Consider the following 16,563-nt stretch of genomic DNA (forward strand, 5'->3'; position numbering starts at 1 on the left):
ATGTGTTGGTTTGCCCCCGCGCTCGAGACTCCATGTTTTTCCCCCGCCCCGACAGCAGTCTGTTCCTCGTCCCCCCCCCCCCCCCTCTTCCCCCCCCCCCCCCCCCCCCCCCCGACCCGCCGGGCAGAGGTCTCGGCGGGAGGGGCAGGGCTTCCCGTCGGCGCCAAGGGGCTTCGCGCCGGCGCTACGGGGCGCCGCGTCGCCGTCGCGCGCGCTCGAACTCGGCGACGTCCGACATCCAGGGACCGTGCTGTTCGAGTCCGGCGCAGCCGCCGCGGACGAAGGCACTCACCAGTTTCCGGTACCCGTCGATCCCGTCGACCAGGCTGTACTCGACCCGGTACTCCGGTTCCGACGTGCCGTCCCCCTCTCGCGCCGTCGTGACCCGGGCGAGGGAGTCCGCGTAGAAGTGGAGCTGGATCCCCTCGCCCATCTCCTCGTCCTCGATGGTGAACACTTCGTTGTCCGCGGCGGAGCGATCGGCGACGAACTCCCAGAACTCCGCGGAGGCAGAGCGAGGACCGCCCCGTCGCCACTTCTTCTCGACGCCCTTGTCGTCGGTGAACGACAGGGCCGTCTTCCTCCCCCGCCCCCCGAGGTCGGCACCGTCGTCGGCAGCGTCCGCGTCGTCGTCCACGGGTGTGTTCCTGGAGCGGCCCGCAGCCTCCGAGCAGATCAGAAAGCCCACCGTACGCACCGCGTCGTCGACGAGTTCGGGGTGTACGCGGCGCACGGCGGCGTCGGCCGTCGCCGCCATCCGGTCCCAGGCGCGCTTGTCCGTGGCGCGGTGTCCCCGCCGCGGATCGAGGCCGATCCGCATCCCCGCGCACGCCTGCTCCGCGGTGGCGATCACCCGCATGACCCCGGGCAGCAGCGCGGGGTCGACGGCGTCGGGGATCCGCCTCGGAACCGTCGCGCCGTGCAGATACCGGCCCGTGTACTTCAGAATCGCGGTGTCGAGCGGACCGAGGACCGTTCCGCGCGCGGCGCGACGGCGGTTCGCGTGGTGCTCCTGAGCACGTTTCTCGTTCGGCGTCTCGGTCGCCGAGCGCATCGCCGCGCAGACCTGACCGCTCTCCAGCAGCGTGATGTCGGCCCCATGGGCGACGAGTCGGCTCCTGTCCCACCGGATGCGCCGGAAGAGCGCGTCGACGTCCGCGGGCGAGGAGAGGAGGACCGGGTCCAGGAGTGCGACAGCGGCGTTCTCGTCGAGCCGGCCCCGGGTTCCGGCGGCGTCGCACAGCGGAAGGATCGCACTCCACAGCAGCAGGTGCCTGGCCAGGTCCTCCTGGATGACCGCACGATGGGCCTCCCCGATCGCGAACGTGAACGTGCGGGGCTCGTGGTTGGCGTCGGCCCCGGCGCCGAGCATCAGCCTCAGCTCGCCGTCCTCGCGGATCACGCTCGGGATCCAGCCGCTCCTGCGCGTGAAGACGATGTCTCTCATGGACTCAGATCTCCCTGGAACGGAACCTGCTGCACGGTCGACTCGGATCCACGGCAGGCATCACGGCGATGCCGCAGCCCCACCCCGCACCGGCTGCTCATGACCACCGTGCAGACTCGGCGACGAGGCGTGCGTCGGTGCGCACCCAGACTTCGCCCCCGGCGGCGCCGGCCGGAGCGTCGACCCGTTCGATACCGAGGAATGCGATCAACCTGAGCAGTTCGGCTCGTTCTGCTCGGTCGTCGTCGACATCACGCGAGTCGAAGAAGACGTAGTACCGGTCGCTCGGGTCCACGTAGCCCGAATCCGCCCAGATCCGGCCGACTTCTGCGATCGCCGCCGCCTCCGTCGTGAACGTGGCGGCACGGGCGGCACCGCGCGTCTCCGGTGACGCGTCGAGGTCGGCGAGGTCGGAGAACCACTGGCCGAAGTGGTCGAGGCCGGCGTATCCGTTCTCGAAGAACAGCATCGCGCTCGGAAGGTAGCGATTGGCCCTGTCGACCCGGAGATGCTCCGACCGGGGCGGGTCCGCGTCCTTGATCCGGGAGATCACGCCCTGACCCGGCATGAGGACCAGCCTCTGCTCCGCCGGTTCGTCACTGATGGTGTACGTGTCGGAGTCCCGCCCCCGGAAGAACGCGGAGAACGCCACGTAGGCCTCCTGAGGGTCACTCACGGAGATCCGGTGGTCGTCGCCGTCACCGACGGCGAAGACGAACCGCTTCGGTCCGGGGTGGTAGGGGCGGGCCATGGGCGTCCTTCGTTCATGTGTGACAGCTCCACCAGCGTAGTCGCACGGGGGTGGACCGAAGCTGCCGCTCCTCCCGGGCGAACAGCCGGCGTGGTGTGCCGGCCCGCGCGGGGGGAACGGCCGGTGGCGGGTCGCTCGGGACCGGGGCCCGTAGAGTGCGGGTGTGCCGTCGTACAGCATTGGGCGGGCCGCGCGGCTGCTCGGAGTGAGTTCGGAGACCGTTCGCCGGTGGGGCGGACGGCGGTCGTCTCCGCATGGACCGTGACGGCTCGGGCAACCGGGTGATCGACGGGGTGGGGCTGGCGCGGTTCGCGCAGGAGCGCGGGGCCGGGCTGCACGCCGTCCCTGAGGACGATGTGCCGACCTCGGTGCGGAACTCCTTCGTGGGGATCGTCACCGGGGTGCGGTTCGACGACGTGGCCGCCCAGGTGGAGGTGCAGTCCGGGCCGCACCGGCTGGTGTCCCTGGTGACCCGGGAGGCCGTCGAGGAGCTGGGGCTCGACGTCGGAGTCACGGTGACGGCTCGCGTGAAGTCGACCAGCGTGCACATCGACCTGCCGTGACGGCCGCGGCCGGGCGCGGAGTCAGCGGCAGAGGGGTGCGGCGCTCAGGTCCACCCGGTCGTCGAGGCGGGACAGGTCCCGGCCGGTGAGGGTCTCGATGCGTTCCGGGTCAACGGCCGCCCGTTCGACACCGAGCCGCGCTCCGGCCAGTGTCTGCGCACCAGCTGGCGGCCGACGGGCACTGGGGCGGCTCGCCGCGCTCGGTGGCCTTCAACGCCCAGTGGTTCCGCGTCGCGGTCGATCCCGGCTCCGGCGAGATCCGCATCCTGCGCAGCGTGCACGCCGCCGACGCCGGCAAGGTCATGAACCCGATGCAGTGCCGCGGCCAGGTGGAGGGCGGAGTCGCCCAGGCACTGGGCGCGACCCTCTTCGAGACCGTGCGGCTCGACGAGCGCGGCGAGGTCACCACGGCCGCGTTCCGCCGGTACCGGCTTCCGCAGTACGCGGACGTCCCCCCTACCGAGGTCCACTTCACGGAGACCTCCGACGCGATCGGCCCGCTCGGGGCGAAGTCCATGAGCGAGAGCCCGTTCAATCCGGTCGGCCCCGCGTTCGCCGACGTCCTGCGGGACGCCACGGGCATCCGCTTCACCGAGCTGCCGGTGACCCGCGAGTGACCCGCGACCGCGTCTGGCTCGCCCTCGACCGCCGGGCGAAGTCCGGGGTCTGAGATCCCCGTATCACCCGGTGACACCGATGGCGACGGTCGTCACTTCCTCCAAGGCACCTCTCATCCGCAATGGAGAGTCCCACGACGTTGTTGCAGATGAGATCGAGCACGGCCTACCGTGTCGCATATGCAGTCCTACACGATCGGGCAGGCCGCTCGGCTGCTGGGCGTCAGCCCGGACACGGCCAGGCGCTGGGCGGACGCGGGCAGGGTCGCGACCCACCGCGACGAGAGCGGTCGGCGCGTCATCGACGGGAAGTCCCTCGCGGAGTTCTCCGTGGAGATCGCGCAGGGCGACGACGACGACGCGTCGTACACCTCGGCACGCAACGCGTTCCCGGGGATCGTCACGGCGATCAAGCTCGGCGACGTCGCGGCCCAGGTCACCCTCCAGGCCGGTCCGCACCGGCTCGTCTCCCTCCTCACCCGTGAGGCCGTGGAGGAACTGGGACTGGAAGTCGGCATGCAGGCCACCGCCCGCGTGAAGTCGACCAGCGTGCACATCGACCGCACCTGACCACCCCTCACGCAGAACCGAGCATCTCCGCCGTCGGCGCGGCCGCCTCCCACCGCACCTTCCGTTCCCGTCAAGGAGTCCAGACCCTCATGTCCCTCACGCTCACCCCCACCAGACGTCGTACCGCCGCCGCCGTGTTCACCGCCGCCCTGCTGGTGCCGCTCGCGGCCTGCGGCGACAGCGACGACACGAAGGCGGACGCCGCCGGCCCCTCCGGCTCGGCCTCCGCGAGCGGCGCGCCCGCGGCGAACCTGACCGTCCTCGCCGCCGCCTCGCTCACGGACGCCTTCAAGACCGCCGGCGCGGCGTACGAGAAGTCCCACCCGGGCACGAAGCTCACCTTCTCCTTCGCCGGCTCGCAGGAGCTCGTCGCGCAGGTCTCGCAGGGCTCGCCCGCCGACGTCCTGGTCACCGCCGACACCAAGAGCATGGACAAGGTGGAGGCCGACACCGGCACCCCCTCGATCATCGCGAAGAACCGGCTCGTCATCGCCACCGGCGAGGGCAACCCGTTCAAGGTCGACGACCTGAAGGACCTGGCCGACACCAAGCTCAAGGTCGTCCTCGCCGCCCCCGAGGTCCCGGCTGGCAAGTACAGCAGGCAGATCCTGGACGCCCGGAAGGTCACGGTGAAGCCGGTCTCCCAGGAGCCCAACGTGCGCGCCGTCCTCAGCAAGGTCGAGCTCGGCGAGGCCGACGCCGGCCTCGTCTACAAGACGGACGCCGCGAGCGGCGCGGACAAGGTCGACGCCGTCGAGATCCCCGACGACCAGAACGCCATCGCGAAGTACCCGGCCGCCACGATCAAGGACTCCGAGAACGCCGAGGCCGCCGCCGCGTTCGTCGCCTGGCTTTCCTCGCCCGAAGGCCAGAAGATCCTCCAGGACGCCGGCTTCCAGAAGCCGTAACGGCCGGGATCACCGGATCCGGGCCGTCGCGGCCGGGATCACCAGATCGTGAGAGCTGCCCGCCCCGGGGGAACGGGCAGCCCTCCTCCTCATGTCTTCGGGGTCATCGATGAAACGAGCAGGCGTACGCGCGGCCGGCACCCGGCCGCCCCTGACGCTCGCGCTGCCCGCGCTGCTGGCCGTGGCGTTCCTGACCCTGCCGCTGCTCGGCATCCTCGTCCGGACCGAGTGGCGCGAACTCGCCGACCACCTGCGCTCGCCGGGCACGGTCGAGGCGCTGCGGCTCTCCCTCGTCGTGTCGTTCTGGGCGCTGGGGCTCTCCCTGCTGCTCGGTGTGCCGCTCGCATGGCTGCTGGCCCGCGTGCCGTTCCCCGGCAAGGCCCTCGTCCGCTCCCTCGTCCTGCTGCCGATGGTGCTGCCGCCGACGGTCGGCGGTGTGGCACTGCTGCTCGCCTTCGGCCGGCGCGGGCTGCTCGGCCCCTGGCTCGAGAGCACCTTCGGCGTCGTCTTCCCGTTCCACACGTCGGGGGCCGTGATCGCGGCCACGTTCGTCGCGATGCCGTTCCTCGTGATCAGCCTGGAGGGCGCGCTCGGCGGGCTGCGGCCCCGGTACGAGGAGACGGCGGCCTCGCTCGGCGCCTCGCCGGTACGGGTCTTCTTCACCGTCACGCTGCCGATGGTCGCGCCCGGACTGATCGCGGGCGCGGCCCTCACCTGGGCGCGGGCGCTGGGCGAGTTCGGCGCCACGATCACCTTCGCGGGGAACCTGCCGGGAACGACCCAGACGCTGCCGCTCCAGGTCTACCTCCTGCTCCAGGACGAGCCCGAGGCCGCCACCTCCGTCTCGCTCCTGCTGCTCGCCATCGCCATGGGCGTACTGATCGCCCTGCGCGGCCGCTGGACGGGGACGCCCTCGGACCGCCGGCCCCGGCCCGCCCCGGAGGCCGGGGGCGAGGACCCGGTGGCGGTGCCGGTTCCGGCCGCGTCCGCCGCGCCCGTCGCCACGAAGGGGGCCGAAGGCGGGGAGACCGACCGCACGGACACCGAGCGCTGGGCGCTGCACGCCGAGGTCACCGGCTTCACCCGGCTCACCCTGGACGCCGAACCCGGCACCACCATCGCCGTCGTCGGCCCCAACGGCGCCGGCAAGACCACGCTGCTCCGCGCCCTCCTCGGCCTCACCCCCCGCGCCCACGCCGAGCTGCGGCTCGGCGACGAGGACGTCACCGCGCTGCCCCCGCACCGACGGCATGTCGCCTGGGTCCCCCAGGACGGCGCGCTGTTCCCGCACATGAGCGCCCTCGCCAACACGGCGTACGGACTCCGCGCCCAGGGCGTCGCGCGCGCCGAGGCCCGGCGCGAGGCCCGGATCTGGCTCGACCGGCTCGGAGTCGGCCCGCTGGCCCACCGCCGGCCGACCCAGCTCTCCGGCGGGCAGGCCCAGCGCGTCGCCCTGGCCAGGGCGCTGGCCGCCCGGCCCCGGCTGCTCGTCCTCGACGAACCGCTCGCCGCGCTCGACCAGACCACCCGCGCCCATGTGCGCCACACCCTGCGCACCCACCTGACCGGCTTCGGCGGCGTCTGCCTGATCGTCACCCACGACCCGGTCGAAGCGGTCTCCCTCGCCGACCGCGTCCTCGTCCTCGACGACGGCCGGGCCCTCCAGGACGCGGCGCCCGTCGAGGTCACCCGGCACCCCCGCTCCCCCTGGGTCGCCCGCATGCTCGGCCGCAACGCCTGGCCGGGCACGGCGACCCCGGAGGGCCTCGCGCTGGAGGGCGGCGGCACCCTGGTCGCGACCGACCCGCCGCCGCCCGGGACCCCCGCGCTCGCGATCGTCGCGCCCGAGGCGGTGGCCGTCCACCGTGAGCGGCCCGCGGGCAGCCCCCGTAACGTCTGGCCCGGCACCGTGCGCGAGATCACGGCGAGCGGCAGCCGGCTCAGAATCCTGATCACCTCCGACCGGGCCCCCGACCTCGTCGCCGAGATCACACCGCAGTCGGCCGCCGAACTCGGCCTCGCCGACGGGGTGTCCGTCTGGACGAGCGTCAAGGCCACGGAGGCGACGATCGTCCCGCTGTGACGGGCGCCGTACCGACGGCCGTCCGGTCCCGGTGTCGTCCCGGTGTCGTCCCGGTGCTTCTCTACGCTCCCGGGAGCAGCAGCGGCGCGAGGTCCCCGTCGGTCCACCCCGGACCGATCACGGCCAGCGCGTCGCCCACGGCGGCTCCGCGCAGGAAGGCCGCACCATGGCCTTCGACGATCCCGGCGTGACCGCCGGCCCACGACACGGGCACGACGCGGGTCAGTCCGGGTGCGACCCGCACCGGCCCCCGTACGGGCATGCGGGGAAGCCGTCCGAGCGTGCGCCCCGACAGGCCCGCGAGGAGCGGGCCGAGGACGGTCCGGGCGGCGACGAGGGCCGCGTACGGATTGCCGGGCAGGCCCACCACCCAGCCGGTGGTGGGGAGTTCGGCGAGCAGCATGGGGTGCCCGGGCCGGCAGGCGACCGTGTCGACGACCATGCGGGCTCCGCTGTCGGCGAGCGACCGCCGCAGTAGGTCGGTGACTCCGACCGACGTGGAACCGGTGACCACGACGACGTCCACGTCGCCGAGGCCCTCCGACGCCTCGGCCACAAGATCGGCGGGACGATCCGGTACGTGCCGCAACGCGGCCGTCTCACCGCCGAGTCGGTCGATCAGGCCGGGGAGCAGCGGCCCGAGCGCATCCCGTACGCGCCCTGCCGAGGGGACGCCCTCGTGATCCAGTTCGTCGCCCGTGACGAGGATGCCGACCCTCGGCCGGGGTCGCACGACGAGTGCGTCGTGACCGGAGGTCGCGGCCAGCCCGATCAGCGCCGGACCGACCGGGGTTCCGGCGGGGGCCAGACACTCCCCCGTTCCGGCGTCCTCGCCGGCCCTCCGGATGTGGCGGCCCGAGGGCGGCAGGTCTCCCGTGACGCGGAGGCCGGAGAGCGACGCGCGTTCCAGGGGCAGCACGGCGTGCGCCCCCGGCGGGACGCACGCGCCGGTGGAGATCTCCACGCAGTCGCCCGGCCCGAGTTCACCCGGCCACGGCGCTCCCGCCCGGGCGGCCCCGCGGACGGTCCAGGGTCCCGGTCCGCCGGTGACGGCGAATCCGTCCATGGCCGCCGTGTCGAAGGCCGGGAGGGGGTGGCGGGTGCGCAGGTCCTCGGCGAGTGTCCGTCCGACGGCCTCCCGCAGCGGCACCGACCGGCCGGCCGAGGGGCGCGCGGCGCCGTGCGCCCTGGTCCGGGCCTCCTCCCACGACACCGCGCGGGGCGGGTCCGTTGCCGGTGACGCCGTGGGGACCGGAGGCGGAACGGGCAGGGCGGGCGCGGCCACCGGGGCCGTACGAGTGGCGTGCAGCATGCGTCCGACTGTCGGCGCCCGGTGTTTCCGGTCGCCGCGGGCCGGATGTCCCTCGCGCACCGATCGGTTCACCCCCCGGCGCGGGGCGCGTGTGAGCCGCGGACGCACCAGGGGCGGTGCACCGCCCCTCGGTCATGGGGCGCCGGTCATCGGGCGCCGGCCATCGGGCCAGGCCGCAAGGCGCCGGGTCAGGCCGAGGCGAGGGCGACCTCGGTCGACTTCACGAGCGCCTTGACCGCCGAGCCCTCGGCCAGGCCCAGGTCCTTGACGGCGTCGGCCGTGATCGCGGCGGTGACGTCCTGACCACCGGCCAGGCGCACCTTCACCGACGCCATCGCCTCACCGGCGGTGACGGACGTGACGGTGCCGGGGAGCTGGTTCCGAATGGACAGGGTCATGGAGAACACGCCTCGCAAAGCTGGAACGGAACAGTCGTCACTTCTGTGACCTGCGTCACGGCCGACCGTACCGGAAGAGAAATTCCGTCCGGCGACTTCCCGGTGCGCGCGGGTACGGGCATCACGCGCCGCCACATTCCCTCGCGGGGCCGCGGCGGGCCCTCTTCCGGCCCGGAGCATCACGTCGCCGCATCAGCGAGACCGGATCCCACCCTCACCTTGCAGATGTGATCTGCAGAGGCATGATCCACTCTTGGATGATCCGCCGTCCGAGCTTCGACCATCGGGGCCTGTTTCCGTGCCTGCATCCAGTCGTCACACCAGGGTGACGACTGGTTCACTGCTCGCACCGGCCCCGGCGACGGAGTGGCTCCCGCCGCCGGGAACACCGGGCCAGGAGGGTCCTGCGCGCTGTTCGCGGTGTTCGGCGCGCAGGAACCCTGGACAGGCGTTCCGCCTGCGATCCGGCGCCTGGGGCGCCCCCTCGACCGCGAGTGAAACGATCGGCGCCGGCGGGCGATCGGGACCGGTGGGTGACCGACGCCGGCGGGCGATCGGGACCGGCGGGTGACCGGGACCGGCCCCGCCGCCGCTGCGGCCGTCGAGCCTGTCTGTACCTCCAATCATCCACATCACATTTGCATGGCGATACGGGCGATCACCCAAGCATTCGCGGATTCATTGTGCGATCAGGCCAGCAGATGCAGGATGGGGCGAGCGGCTGGCGGAGCGCCGGCGGCCGGGCGACGACACGGACGCCCACGCTCCTCCCCGCCCCGCTGCTCCTGCTCACGAGGCGAGGTATGGCACACATGAAGGCACGTACGTTCCACGGCGGCGCCGACGATGTCGACCAGGGCACGACCGGACCCGGCACGTCGGCCTACCGCAGGCCGGACGAACGCGTCGCCAGGTTCGTCGCCGAGGCCCTGGGAGGGGCCCGCAACGTGCTCAACGTCGGTGCGGGCGCCGGATCGTACGAGAACGTCGCCGACGACGTGACGGCCGTCGAGCCGTCCGCGTCCATGCGTGCCCTGCGGCCGACCCGCCTCACCCGGGCCGTCGACGCGGTCGCCGAGGACCTGCCGTTCGCGGACGGGGAGTTCGACGCCGCGATGACGCTGTTCAGCGTGCACCAGTGGAGCGACGTGACCGCCGGCCTCCGGGAAGCACGCCGGGTGACCCGCGGCCCCGTCGTGGTCCTCACCTGCGCCCCCGCGTCGGTACGGGACTTCTGGCTGCACGACTACGCACCCGAGGTCCTCGACACGGAAGCCCGCCGCTACCCTCCCGTCGACGACATCGCGGCCGCGCTGGGCGGGACCTGCACGGTGGACGCCGTCCCGATCCCCCTCGACTGCACCGACGGCTTCAACGAGGCGTACTACGGCCGCCCCGAGCTGCTCCTCGATCCGGCGGCCCGTCAGGCCTGCTCCGCCTGGAGCTTCGTCGACGACGGCGTCCGCGAGCGCTTCGACCGCACCCTGCGCCACGATCTGACGACCGGCACCTGGGACGAGCGCTTCGGTGAGCTGCGCACACGACCGACGTACGAGGGCTCACTCGTCATCGTCCGCGCCACGCCCTGAACCCTGCGGCACGAACCGGCCAGGACCTGTTCGCGGCGCGTCGGGTACCAGGGAAGACCCGGCCGGATCCGTGTGACGGTGGTGCTGACGGTCCCCTGACGCGGGGAGCGGGATCCCCGTCGGATCCCTGACGCGGCTGCCCGAGCCCGCGCCCTTCGTGCGGCCCCCGTACCCGTCACCCGAGCCCGGGGAGCACGAGCGCGCTCAGTTGCCGCGCGGCGCGTACATGATGACGGCCATGCCGGCGAGGCAGACCAGCGCGCCGATGACGTCGTAGCGGTCGGGGCGGTAGCCGTCGGCGACCGTGCCCCAGGCGATCGACCCGGCGACGAAGATCCCGCCGTACGCGGCGAGGACGCGGCCGAAGTCGTCGTCGGACTGGAGCGTGGCCACCACCCCGTACAGGCCGAGGGCGATGACCCCGGCGCCGATCCAGACCCAGCCCCTGTGCTCGCGGATGCCCTGCCAGACGAGCCAGGCGCCGCCGATCTCGAAGAGGGCGGCCACGACGAACAGGGCGAGGGAACGAGCGACGGTCACGGTCGGTGAGCCTACCGGCGGCCCTGCCCGTGACGTTCACGCGGAGTCTCCCGCCCGCACCCGAGCCGTCCGTAAACGGCTGGCGTGCCGTCCGGACCCGGCGGATCATTCGAAGGGTCCGCGCTCGTCACGAGCCCGCTCACCCGTCCGGGAGAAGTCGCGATGGCCGTCACCCCGCCCGAACCCCCCGAGCCCTCCCGGCCGACCCGGGCACCCCACACCTCCCAGTCGCCCCAGCTGTCCGGTTCCCCGCCCGAGGTCCGCTCCGCCGCCGGTGTGGTCCGCGGTACGCATGAGGCGGGTGTCGCGGTCTTCCGGGGCATCCCGTTCGCCGAGCCCCCGGTCGGCGCGCTGCGCTTCGCCGCGCCCCGGCCCGCTCGCGGCTGGACCGGGGTGCGCGAGGCCGTCGCGTACGGGCCTCCGCCCCCGCAGGGCGGGCACTTCGGCATGGACGCCCAGTCCCGGGAGACGCCGGGCGACGACTGGCTGACGGTCAACGTCTGGTCGCCCGAGCCGACCCCCGGCGCCGGGCTGCCGGTCATGGTCTGGATCCAGGGCGGTGCGTACGTCTTCGGGATGTCCGGCCTCCCCGAGTACGACGGCGGCCGCCTCGCCCGGGACGGCGGCGTGGTCGTGGTGACCTTCAACTACCGCGTCGGCATGGAGGGCTTCGGGCAGATCGAGGGGGCTCCGCCCAACCGGGGTCTGCTCGACCAGGTCGCCGCCCTGGAATGGGTGCGCGACACCATCCGGGCCTTCGGCGGCGACCCCGGGCGGGTCACGGTCTTCGGCCAGTCGGCGGGCGGGGGGTCCGTCGCCGCCCTGCTCGCGATGGACCGGGCGGCCGAGCTCTTCCGCCGGGCCGTCGCGCAGAGCGTGCAGGGCACGTACTTCTCCCCCGAGCTCGCCTCGGACATCGCCACGGCCTGCGCCGCCGAACTGGGGCTGCGGCCCACGGTCACCGACCTGTCCGACGTCCCCCCGCACGAACTGCCGGTGGCGGGCGACGCGCTCGGCGCCAGGATGGACGAGCGGGCGGACCGCTGGGGCCGGCCCGCGTACCGGACGATCCCCTTCTCGCCGGTCGTCGACGGCGACATCCTGCCCACCACGCCGTGGCAGGCCCTCTCCGAAGGCGCCGGCCGTGACGTCGAGCTCCTCGTCGGCCACACCCGCGACGAGCAGCGCCTGTTCACCGCGGTCACCGGCCTGCTCGGAGAGGTGAGCGAGGAGCAGGCGGCGGCCGCCCTCCGCTTCCTCGCTCCGGGCCCGGACGGCGCGCGCCGGTATCGCGACGCCTTTCCGACGGCGGACCCGGACGCGCTGTACGAACTGGTCCACTCCGACTGGCTCTTCCGCATGCCGTCGCTCCGTCTCGCCGAGGCCCGGGCGGGCGCCGGCGGCCGCGCCCATGTGTACGAGCTGACGTGGGAGGCCCCCGGCATGGGCGGCGCCTTCGGCGCCTGCCACGGCCTCGACGTACCCCTCGTCTTCGGCAATCTGGACCGTGGGCAGCCCGCCGTGCTGATCGGCGAGGAGCCGTCCGCGGAGGCGGAGGCCCTGTCCGCCCGGATGCGCGCCGCGTGGACGTCCTTCGCCGCCCACGGCGACCCTGGCTGGCCCGCCTACGACAGCGGGCAGCGGCTCGTGCAGGTCTTCGACTCCCGGCCCGCCGTCGTCGCCTACCCGGAGGAGGCGTCCCGTCTGATCTGGCAGGACCACCCGTTCCCCGTCCTGTCGGTGGTCGCATGATCGCTTGCCCGTGGGCCGCGGTGGTGGGTGCAATGACCGGCATGATCGCCCAGGTGCGCCCGCCCCGGCGGGAGAAGACGGGCGCGGACCGCCTCACCGTGGCACTCCGCGGTCCGGGCACCCTGAGACCGCCTCGTCACACGGGAGACGCCACCGCATGAGTACGCCCCTCTCGACGCCCCGAGCAGCGCGGACCGACGGATCGCCGGTCAGGATCGGCGCGCTCGTGCCGCTGACTCCGCCCGGCTGGACCGAGGCCGGCCGGCACCTGCTCGCCGGCCTGGAGCTGGCCGTTCAGCACGTCAACGACGCCGGTGGGGCCGGCGCGACCGGCGGAAGGCCGCTCGAACTGGTGGTCCGGGACACCGCGGCCGATCCTCGACGGGCCGCGGCAGCCGTGGAGGAACTGGCCGGGCTCGGTGTGGCCGCCCTGGCCGGTGAGTACCACAGCGTCGTCGCCCGCGCCGCTGCCGCCGCGGCCGACGCCCTCGGTCTGCCGTACCTCTGCTCGTCGGCCGTCCTCGACGCGCTCACCGACGAGCCGACGGACCGGGTGGCGCGCCTCGCCCCCGCGCAGTCCCACGGCTGGCGGATCTACGCGGACTTCCTCCTCGCCGCGGGTCACCGCCGTATCGCCGTCGCCGCTCAGCCGAGCGTCTACTGGGCGTCCGGGACCCGCATTCTGCGGGAGCACCTCGCTCCGCACGGCGGCACCGTCGTCCCGCTCGACATGGACGGGCTCACGCCCACGGCGGTGTGCGACGCCCTCGTCGAGCGGCGTGCCACCGCCCTCCTCCTGCTGGTGGGCCATCCGGAGCCGGCCGTGCCGCTCGTCCGGGCCGTCCGCCGCGACCGGCGTCTCGCCGACGTCCTGATCGGCGCTCCGGCCGGGCAGCCGGAGTTCGCCACGTGGGCGACGACGCTCGCCGACGACGGCGCCGCGATCCCGTTCCTGCGCTACCTGCCCGGGCAACTCGGCCCGCTCGGCGACCGCGTCGGGACGGCTCTGCGCGAACGGCTGGGCGAAGCGCCCTCCTTCGTCGCCTTCGAGGGCTACGACACCGTCACCGTCCTCGCCGGCCTGCTGCGCTCCCACGGCACGGACCGGGCGGGCATCGCCGCATCCTGGCCGGACGTCGACGTCGAGGGCACCCGGGGGCGGATCCGGTTCTCCCGCACGCCGGGCATCGGCGTGTGGCAGTGGGCGTGGCCGCCCGTCCAGGTCGTCGACCGTGACCCGGCGGCGCCCGAACGTTTCCGCGTCCTTCACACGGGACCGGCCCCGACCTCCTACCAGTAGCGCTCCAGGGCCCCTTCCTTGTACGGAGCCGGGCTCACGCTGAGTTCGCCGGCGAAGGGGCGGTCCAGGACGAAGACGAGGAGCAGGCTGAAGCCGATCAGGGCGGCGACGGAGGCGACGAAGAGGAGCTGGATCCGCAGCTTGCGCATGCCGTACAGGAAGGTGAGCGGGATCAGGACGAAGGCGCCGCCGAAGGCGAGGACCTGGAGGAGCGGGGGCAGATCCTGTTCGGCCATGGTCAGGCGGGCCCGGCGCTGCGAGGCCACGCCGTTGAGGTGGCTGACGGCCTCCGCGTAGAAGACCTCCTCGCGCGGGGTCTTCGGGTCGTACTCCTGGAGGACGTCGTAGACGACCTGGAGCTTCTCGGCGGTGGCCCCGAAACTGGGCTGCCCTTCCCGCATCCGGGGCCACTGGACCTCGACGACGGAGTGGACGTAGTCGCTGAGTGCCTCGTCGACGCGGGCGCGGACCGGGGGCGGGAAGGCGGCGGCGTCGCGGGCGATGAGGGCGACGTCGGTGGCCTCGGAGGCCACGATGGTCTGCGTGCTGTCCAGCTGCGTCCAGAGGGTCACGATGACGAAGGCGAGGATGATCCCGTAGATCGCACCGAACATCCCCAGGGTCACCCCGACCATGTCGTTGTGCTCGCCGTCGGACAGCGAGGGGTGCCTGCGGCGCAGCAGCACGCTGCCGGCCACCGCCACGAGGACGGTTCCGCCGACGGTGACCACGGCCAGGGTGAAGGTGCTGAATTGATTGAGCAGCCAGAGCGACATGTGCGGGGAGTCTAGGGATCCGGCCACCCGTCGCCCGGCGCGCGCGGAGCGCCCGTTCTCCGCCGCGACCGCCGGAGCGCGCGCCTGTACGCGTGCGCGCCTCGGACGTCCGCACCCGGGGTTCACACCATCGAGTGAGCGGGCCGGGGCCGTCCCGCCGGGGCGGGTCAGTCCTGGGTGCTCCCGCCGCCCGCCTCCTCGTCGACGGCGTACGGGTGCACGTAGCGCTCGTCGTCGAACGGGGTGAACCACATGCCGATCGCCGGCGGGGTGTCGCCCGTGCCGGCGAGGGCGGGGTACTCGTCGTCGTCCTGGACGCTGTCCTCGTCGACGTCCTCGGGGCCGTCCTCGTCGATGCCGCCGGGGCCGTCCTGGTCCACGCCGTCCCGCGCGTCGCCGTAGAGCCACTCGAAGTCCATGTCCTCGTAGACCTCGTCGGCGAAGCGCTCCAGGGCTTCCGTGACCTCGTCGGAGAGGAGCCCGTACAGGTCGAGCGTGGAGTGCGCCTGCTGCAGGAGCAGTTTCAGTACGAGCTCCTCCGCGAGGCAGCCGAGCGCACGGAAGCTCCCGTCGGTGAACCGGGTGGTCAGGGCTATCGCGGTCACGAGGAGGCGGCGCGCGAAGAGTTCGTCGTACGCGAGGGCGTAGCGGGGCGGGAGCTCGGTGAGGAGCCACAGTTCGGCCCGGCACTCGGCGACGTTGGTCTCCTCCTCGGCGAGGGTCTGGACGTCGTCGTACAGCTCGTCGATGAGGACCTCCGAGGCGTAGACCAGGGCGCCGGCGGCCAGTTCGGCGGCCTCGGAGGCCTGCTCCGCCGGCTCCTGCTGTTCATCGGGGTCGGTGCCGCCGGAGAGGAGACGACCGAGGGAGACCAGGCGCGGGGCCAGGGCGCGGATCTGGGCCTCCAGGTCGGCCCGGTCCTCGTCGTCCCCGCTGCCGTCGTCGGCACCGTCGAGGGGGTGGGCGGGGTCCGTGACGTCGACGGGGCCGGCCCCCGCCGCGTGGCGGGCGCGACGGGCCCGGAGGTCGCTGGGCGGCGCGTCCGGCCCGTCGGCGGCAGCCAGGCTCTCCCGTGTCAGGTCGATGTGGAGTTTGACCTCGCTGCTCTCGACCACCCAGTCGGCGAGGAGCTCGGAACGTTCGAGGACCTCGGCGGCGACGGAGCCGACGGCGTTCTCCGCGGTCTCCAGGGAGGGGGCGTGGACGAACACCTTGACGATCGACCCGCGCGGGTGGACGGCGACGATCGTCTCGAGGACGTCGACCTCGACCCCGCCGGGCCCCTCGATCCCCTCCACCGCGTCGAAGCCGTGCTCCAGGAGTGCGGACGCGCCGATCTGCTGCAGCGCGTCCAACTCGTCGGCACCGTCGGGCAGGCACGTTTCCACTGTTACGACGTAGCTCACGTCGGCAAGCGTGCCAGGCGAGGACCCGTCGTCGGGGCGGAATCCCCGGGAGAATTCGGGCCTGTTCGAGAGTTCCCTCCGCCCGGGGCGGGCGGCTCCGGTCAGGCGCCCCCGAAGCGGTTGCGCCAGGACTCCATGTCCTCGTCGGTGATCTTGGCGAAGAGGACCGGCGGGACGGTGAAGGGGGCGCCCGCCGGGACGGTGTCCAGGGATCCGGCCCGGTCGGCCCGACCCGGGTCGCGGTGTCGTCGGCGAGGGCGAAGGAGCCGCGCATGGCGGCGGCCGTGGCCGGGACGAAGGGCTCGGAGACCACCGCGTACAGGTGGATGGGGTTCATCGCCGTGCGCAGGGTCAGCGCGGCCCCCCTCGGGGCGGAGCCGCCCGCCCTCCACCGCGCGCGCGTTTCCGTGGCTCCGCCGAGGCGGGGCGGACGGTCCCGGGGACGGGGGCCGGGGGGGGGGGGGGGGGGGGGGGGGGGGGGGGGAGGGGGGAGGGGGGGGGGGGGGGGGGGGCGCCCGCGGGTGGAGACGGGGGTGGGGGTGCCCACAGTC

12 protein-coding genes and 4 pseudogenes are annotated in these 16,563 nt (G+C 73.5%); 8 read left to right on the forward strand and 8 right to left on the reverse strand.

Annotated elements, in window-relative coordinates; genetic code table 11:
* Positions 1-184: 184 nt before the first annotated feature.
* Positions 185-1,447 (reverse strand): DUF6357 family protein, encoded by a 1,263-nt coding sequence (locus ACZ4XX_RS17160; RefSeq protein ID WP_468508713.1) that lies wholly within the window; start codon positions 1,445-1,447, stop codon positions 185-187.
* 97 nt (positions 1,448-1,544) lie between these two features.
* Positions 1,545-2,198 (reverse strand): hypothetical protein, encoded by a 654-nt coding sequence (locus ACZ4XX_RS17165; protein ID WP_468508714.1) that lies wholly within the window; start codon positions 2,196-2,198, stop codon positions 1,545-1,547.
* Between the two features lie 163 nt (positions 2,199-2,361).
* Between ACZ4XX_RS17165 and ACZ4XX_RS17170 the strand changes: the two are divergent.
* The 5 genes and pseudogenes from ACZ4XX_RS17170 (at position 2,362) to ACZ4XX_RS17190 (ending at position 6,939) form a co-directional block, all read left to right on the forward strand.
* Positions 2,362-2,761, forward strand: a pseudogene (locus ACZ4XX_RS17170) (TOBE domain-containing protein).
* A gap of 164 nt (positions 2,762-2,925) precedes the next feature.
* A pseudogene (locus tag ACZ4XX_RS17175) lies at positions 2,926-3,431 on the forward strand (molybdopterin cofactor-binding domain-containing protein); the annotation flags it as partial.
* 127 nt (positions 3,432-3,558) lie between these two features.
* The gene (locus tag ACZ4XX_RS17180; protein WP_468508715.1) at positions 3,559-3,948 is read left to right on the forward strand and encodes a TOBE domain-containing protein; all 390 of its coding nucleotides are present in this window, start codon (positions 3,559-3,561) and stop codon (positions 3,946-3,948) included.
* Between the two features lie 89 nt (positions 3,949-4,037).
* Complete coding sequence (modA, locus tag ACZ4XX_RS17185) at positions 4,038-4,856, forward strand: molybdate ABC transporter substrate-binding protein (RefSeq protein WP_468508716.1); 819 nt, start codon at positions 4,038-4,040, stop codon at positions 4,854-4,856.
* A 109-nt stretch (positions 4,857-4,965) separates the two neighbouring features.
* Positions 4,966-6,939, forward strand: a complete 1,974-nt coding sequence (locus ACZ4XX_RS17190) for an ABC transporter permease (RefSeq protein WP_468508717.1) — start codon at positions 4,966-4,968, stop codon at positions 6,937-6,939.
* Between the two features lie 61 nt (positions 6,940-7,000).
* Here the strand turns inward: ACZ4XX_RS17190 and ACZ4XX_RS17195 are convergent, their stop codons facing one another.
* Together ACZ4XX_RS17195 and ACZ4XX_RS17200 are read right to left on the reverse strand one after the other, a co-directional pair.
* Positions 7,001-8,251, reverse strand: coding sequence for a molybdopterin molybdotransferase MoeA (locus ACZ4XX_RS17195; protein ID WP_468508718.1), 1,251 nt, complete (start codon positions 8,249-8,251; stop codon positions 7,001-7,003).
* A gap of 194 nt (positions 8,252-8,445) precedes the next feature.
* Positions 8,446-8,649: pseudogene (locus ACZ4XX_RS17200) on the reverse strand (TOBE domain-containing protein); the annotation flags it as partial.
* An 812-nt stretch (positions 8,650-9,461) separates the two neighbouring features.
* Between ACZ4XX_RS17200 and ACZ4XX_RS17205 the strand changes: the two are divergent.
* A complete protein-coding gene (locus ACZ4XX_RS17205) occupies positions 9,462-10,238 on the forward strand; it encodes a class I SAM-dependent methyltransferase (protein ID WP_468508719.1) in 777 nt (258 codons plus the stop codon).
* Positions 10,239-10,442: 204 nt separating this feature from the next.
* On the opposite strand, the gene ACZ4XX_RS17210 is transcribed toward ACZ4XX_RS17205, so the two are convergent.
* Positions 10,443-10,778: a YnfA family protein gene (locus tag ACZ4XX_RS17210; protein ID WP_468508720.1), complete on the reverse strand. Its 336-nt coding sequence runs from the start codon at positions 10,776-10,778 to the stop codon at positions 10,443-10,445.
* 162 nt (positions 10,779-10,940) lie between these two features.
* Here ACZ4XX_RS17210 and ACZ4XX_RS17215 point away from each other — a divergent pair, with 162 nt between their 5' ends.
* A complete protein-coding gene (locus ACZ4XX_RS17215; RefSeq protein ID WP_468508721.1) occupies positions 10,941-12,530 on the forward strand; it encodes a carboxylesterase/lipase family protein in 1,590 nt (529 codons plus the stop codon).
* A gap of 157 nt (positions 12,531-12,687) precedes the next feature.
* Positions 12,688-13,830, forward strand: coding sequence for an ABC transporter substrate-binding protein (locus tag ACZ4XX_RS17220; RefSeq protein WP_468508722.1), 1,143 nt, complete (start codon positions 12,688-12,690; stop codon positions 13,828-13,830).
* On the opposite strand, the gene ACZ4XX_RS17225 is transcribed toward ACZ4XX_RS17220, so the two are convergent.
* From ACZ4XX_RS17225 to ACZ4XX_RS17235, 3 genes and pseudogenes are all read right to left on the reverse strand, one after another.
* Positions 13,821-14,606: a bestrophin-like domain gene (locus ACZ4XX_RS17225; protein ID WP_468508723.1), complete on the reverse strand. Its 786-nt coding sequence runs from the start codon at positions 14,604-14,606 to the stop codon at positions 13,821-13,823. The genes ACZ4XX_RS17220 and ACZ4XX_RS17225 overlap by 10 nt on opposite strands.
* 167 nt (positions 14,607-14,773) lie before the next feature.
* Complete coding sequence (locus tag ACZ4XX_RS17230; RefSeq protein ID WP_468508724.1) at positions 14,774-16,012, reverse strand: hypothetical protein; 1,239 nt, start codon at positions 16,010-16,012, stop codon at positions 14,774-14,776.
* 101 nt (positions 16,013-16,113) lie between these two features.
* Positions 16,114-16,382, reverse strand: a pseudogene (locus tag ACZ4XX_RS17235) (methionine--tRNA ligase); the annotation flags it as partial.
* Positions 16,383-16,563 lie beyond the last annotated feature (181 nt).

The sequence above is a fragment of the Streptomyces sp. NPDC029956 genome (assembly GCF_055574655.1).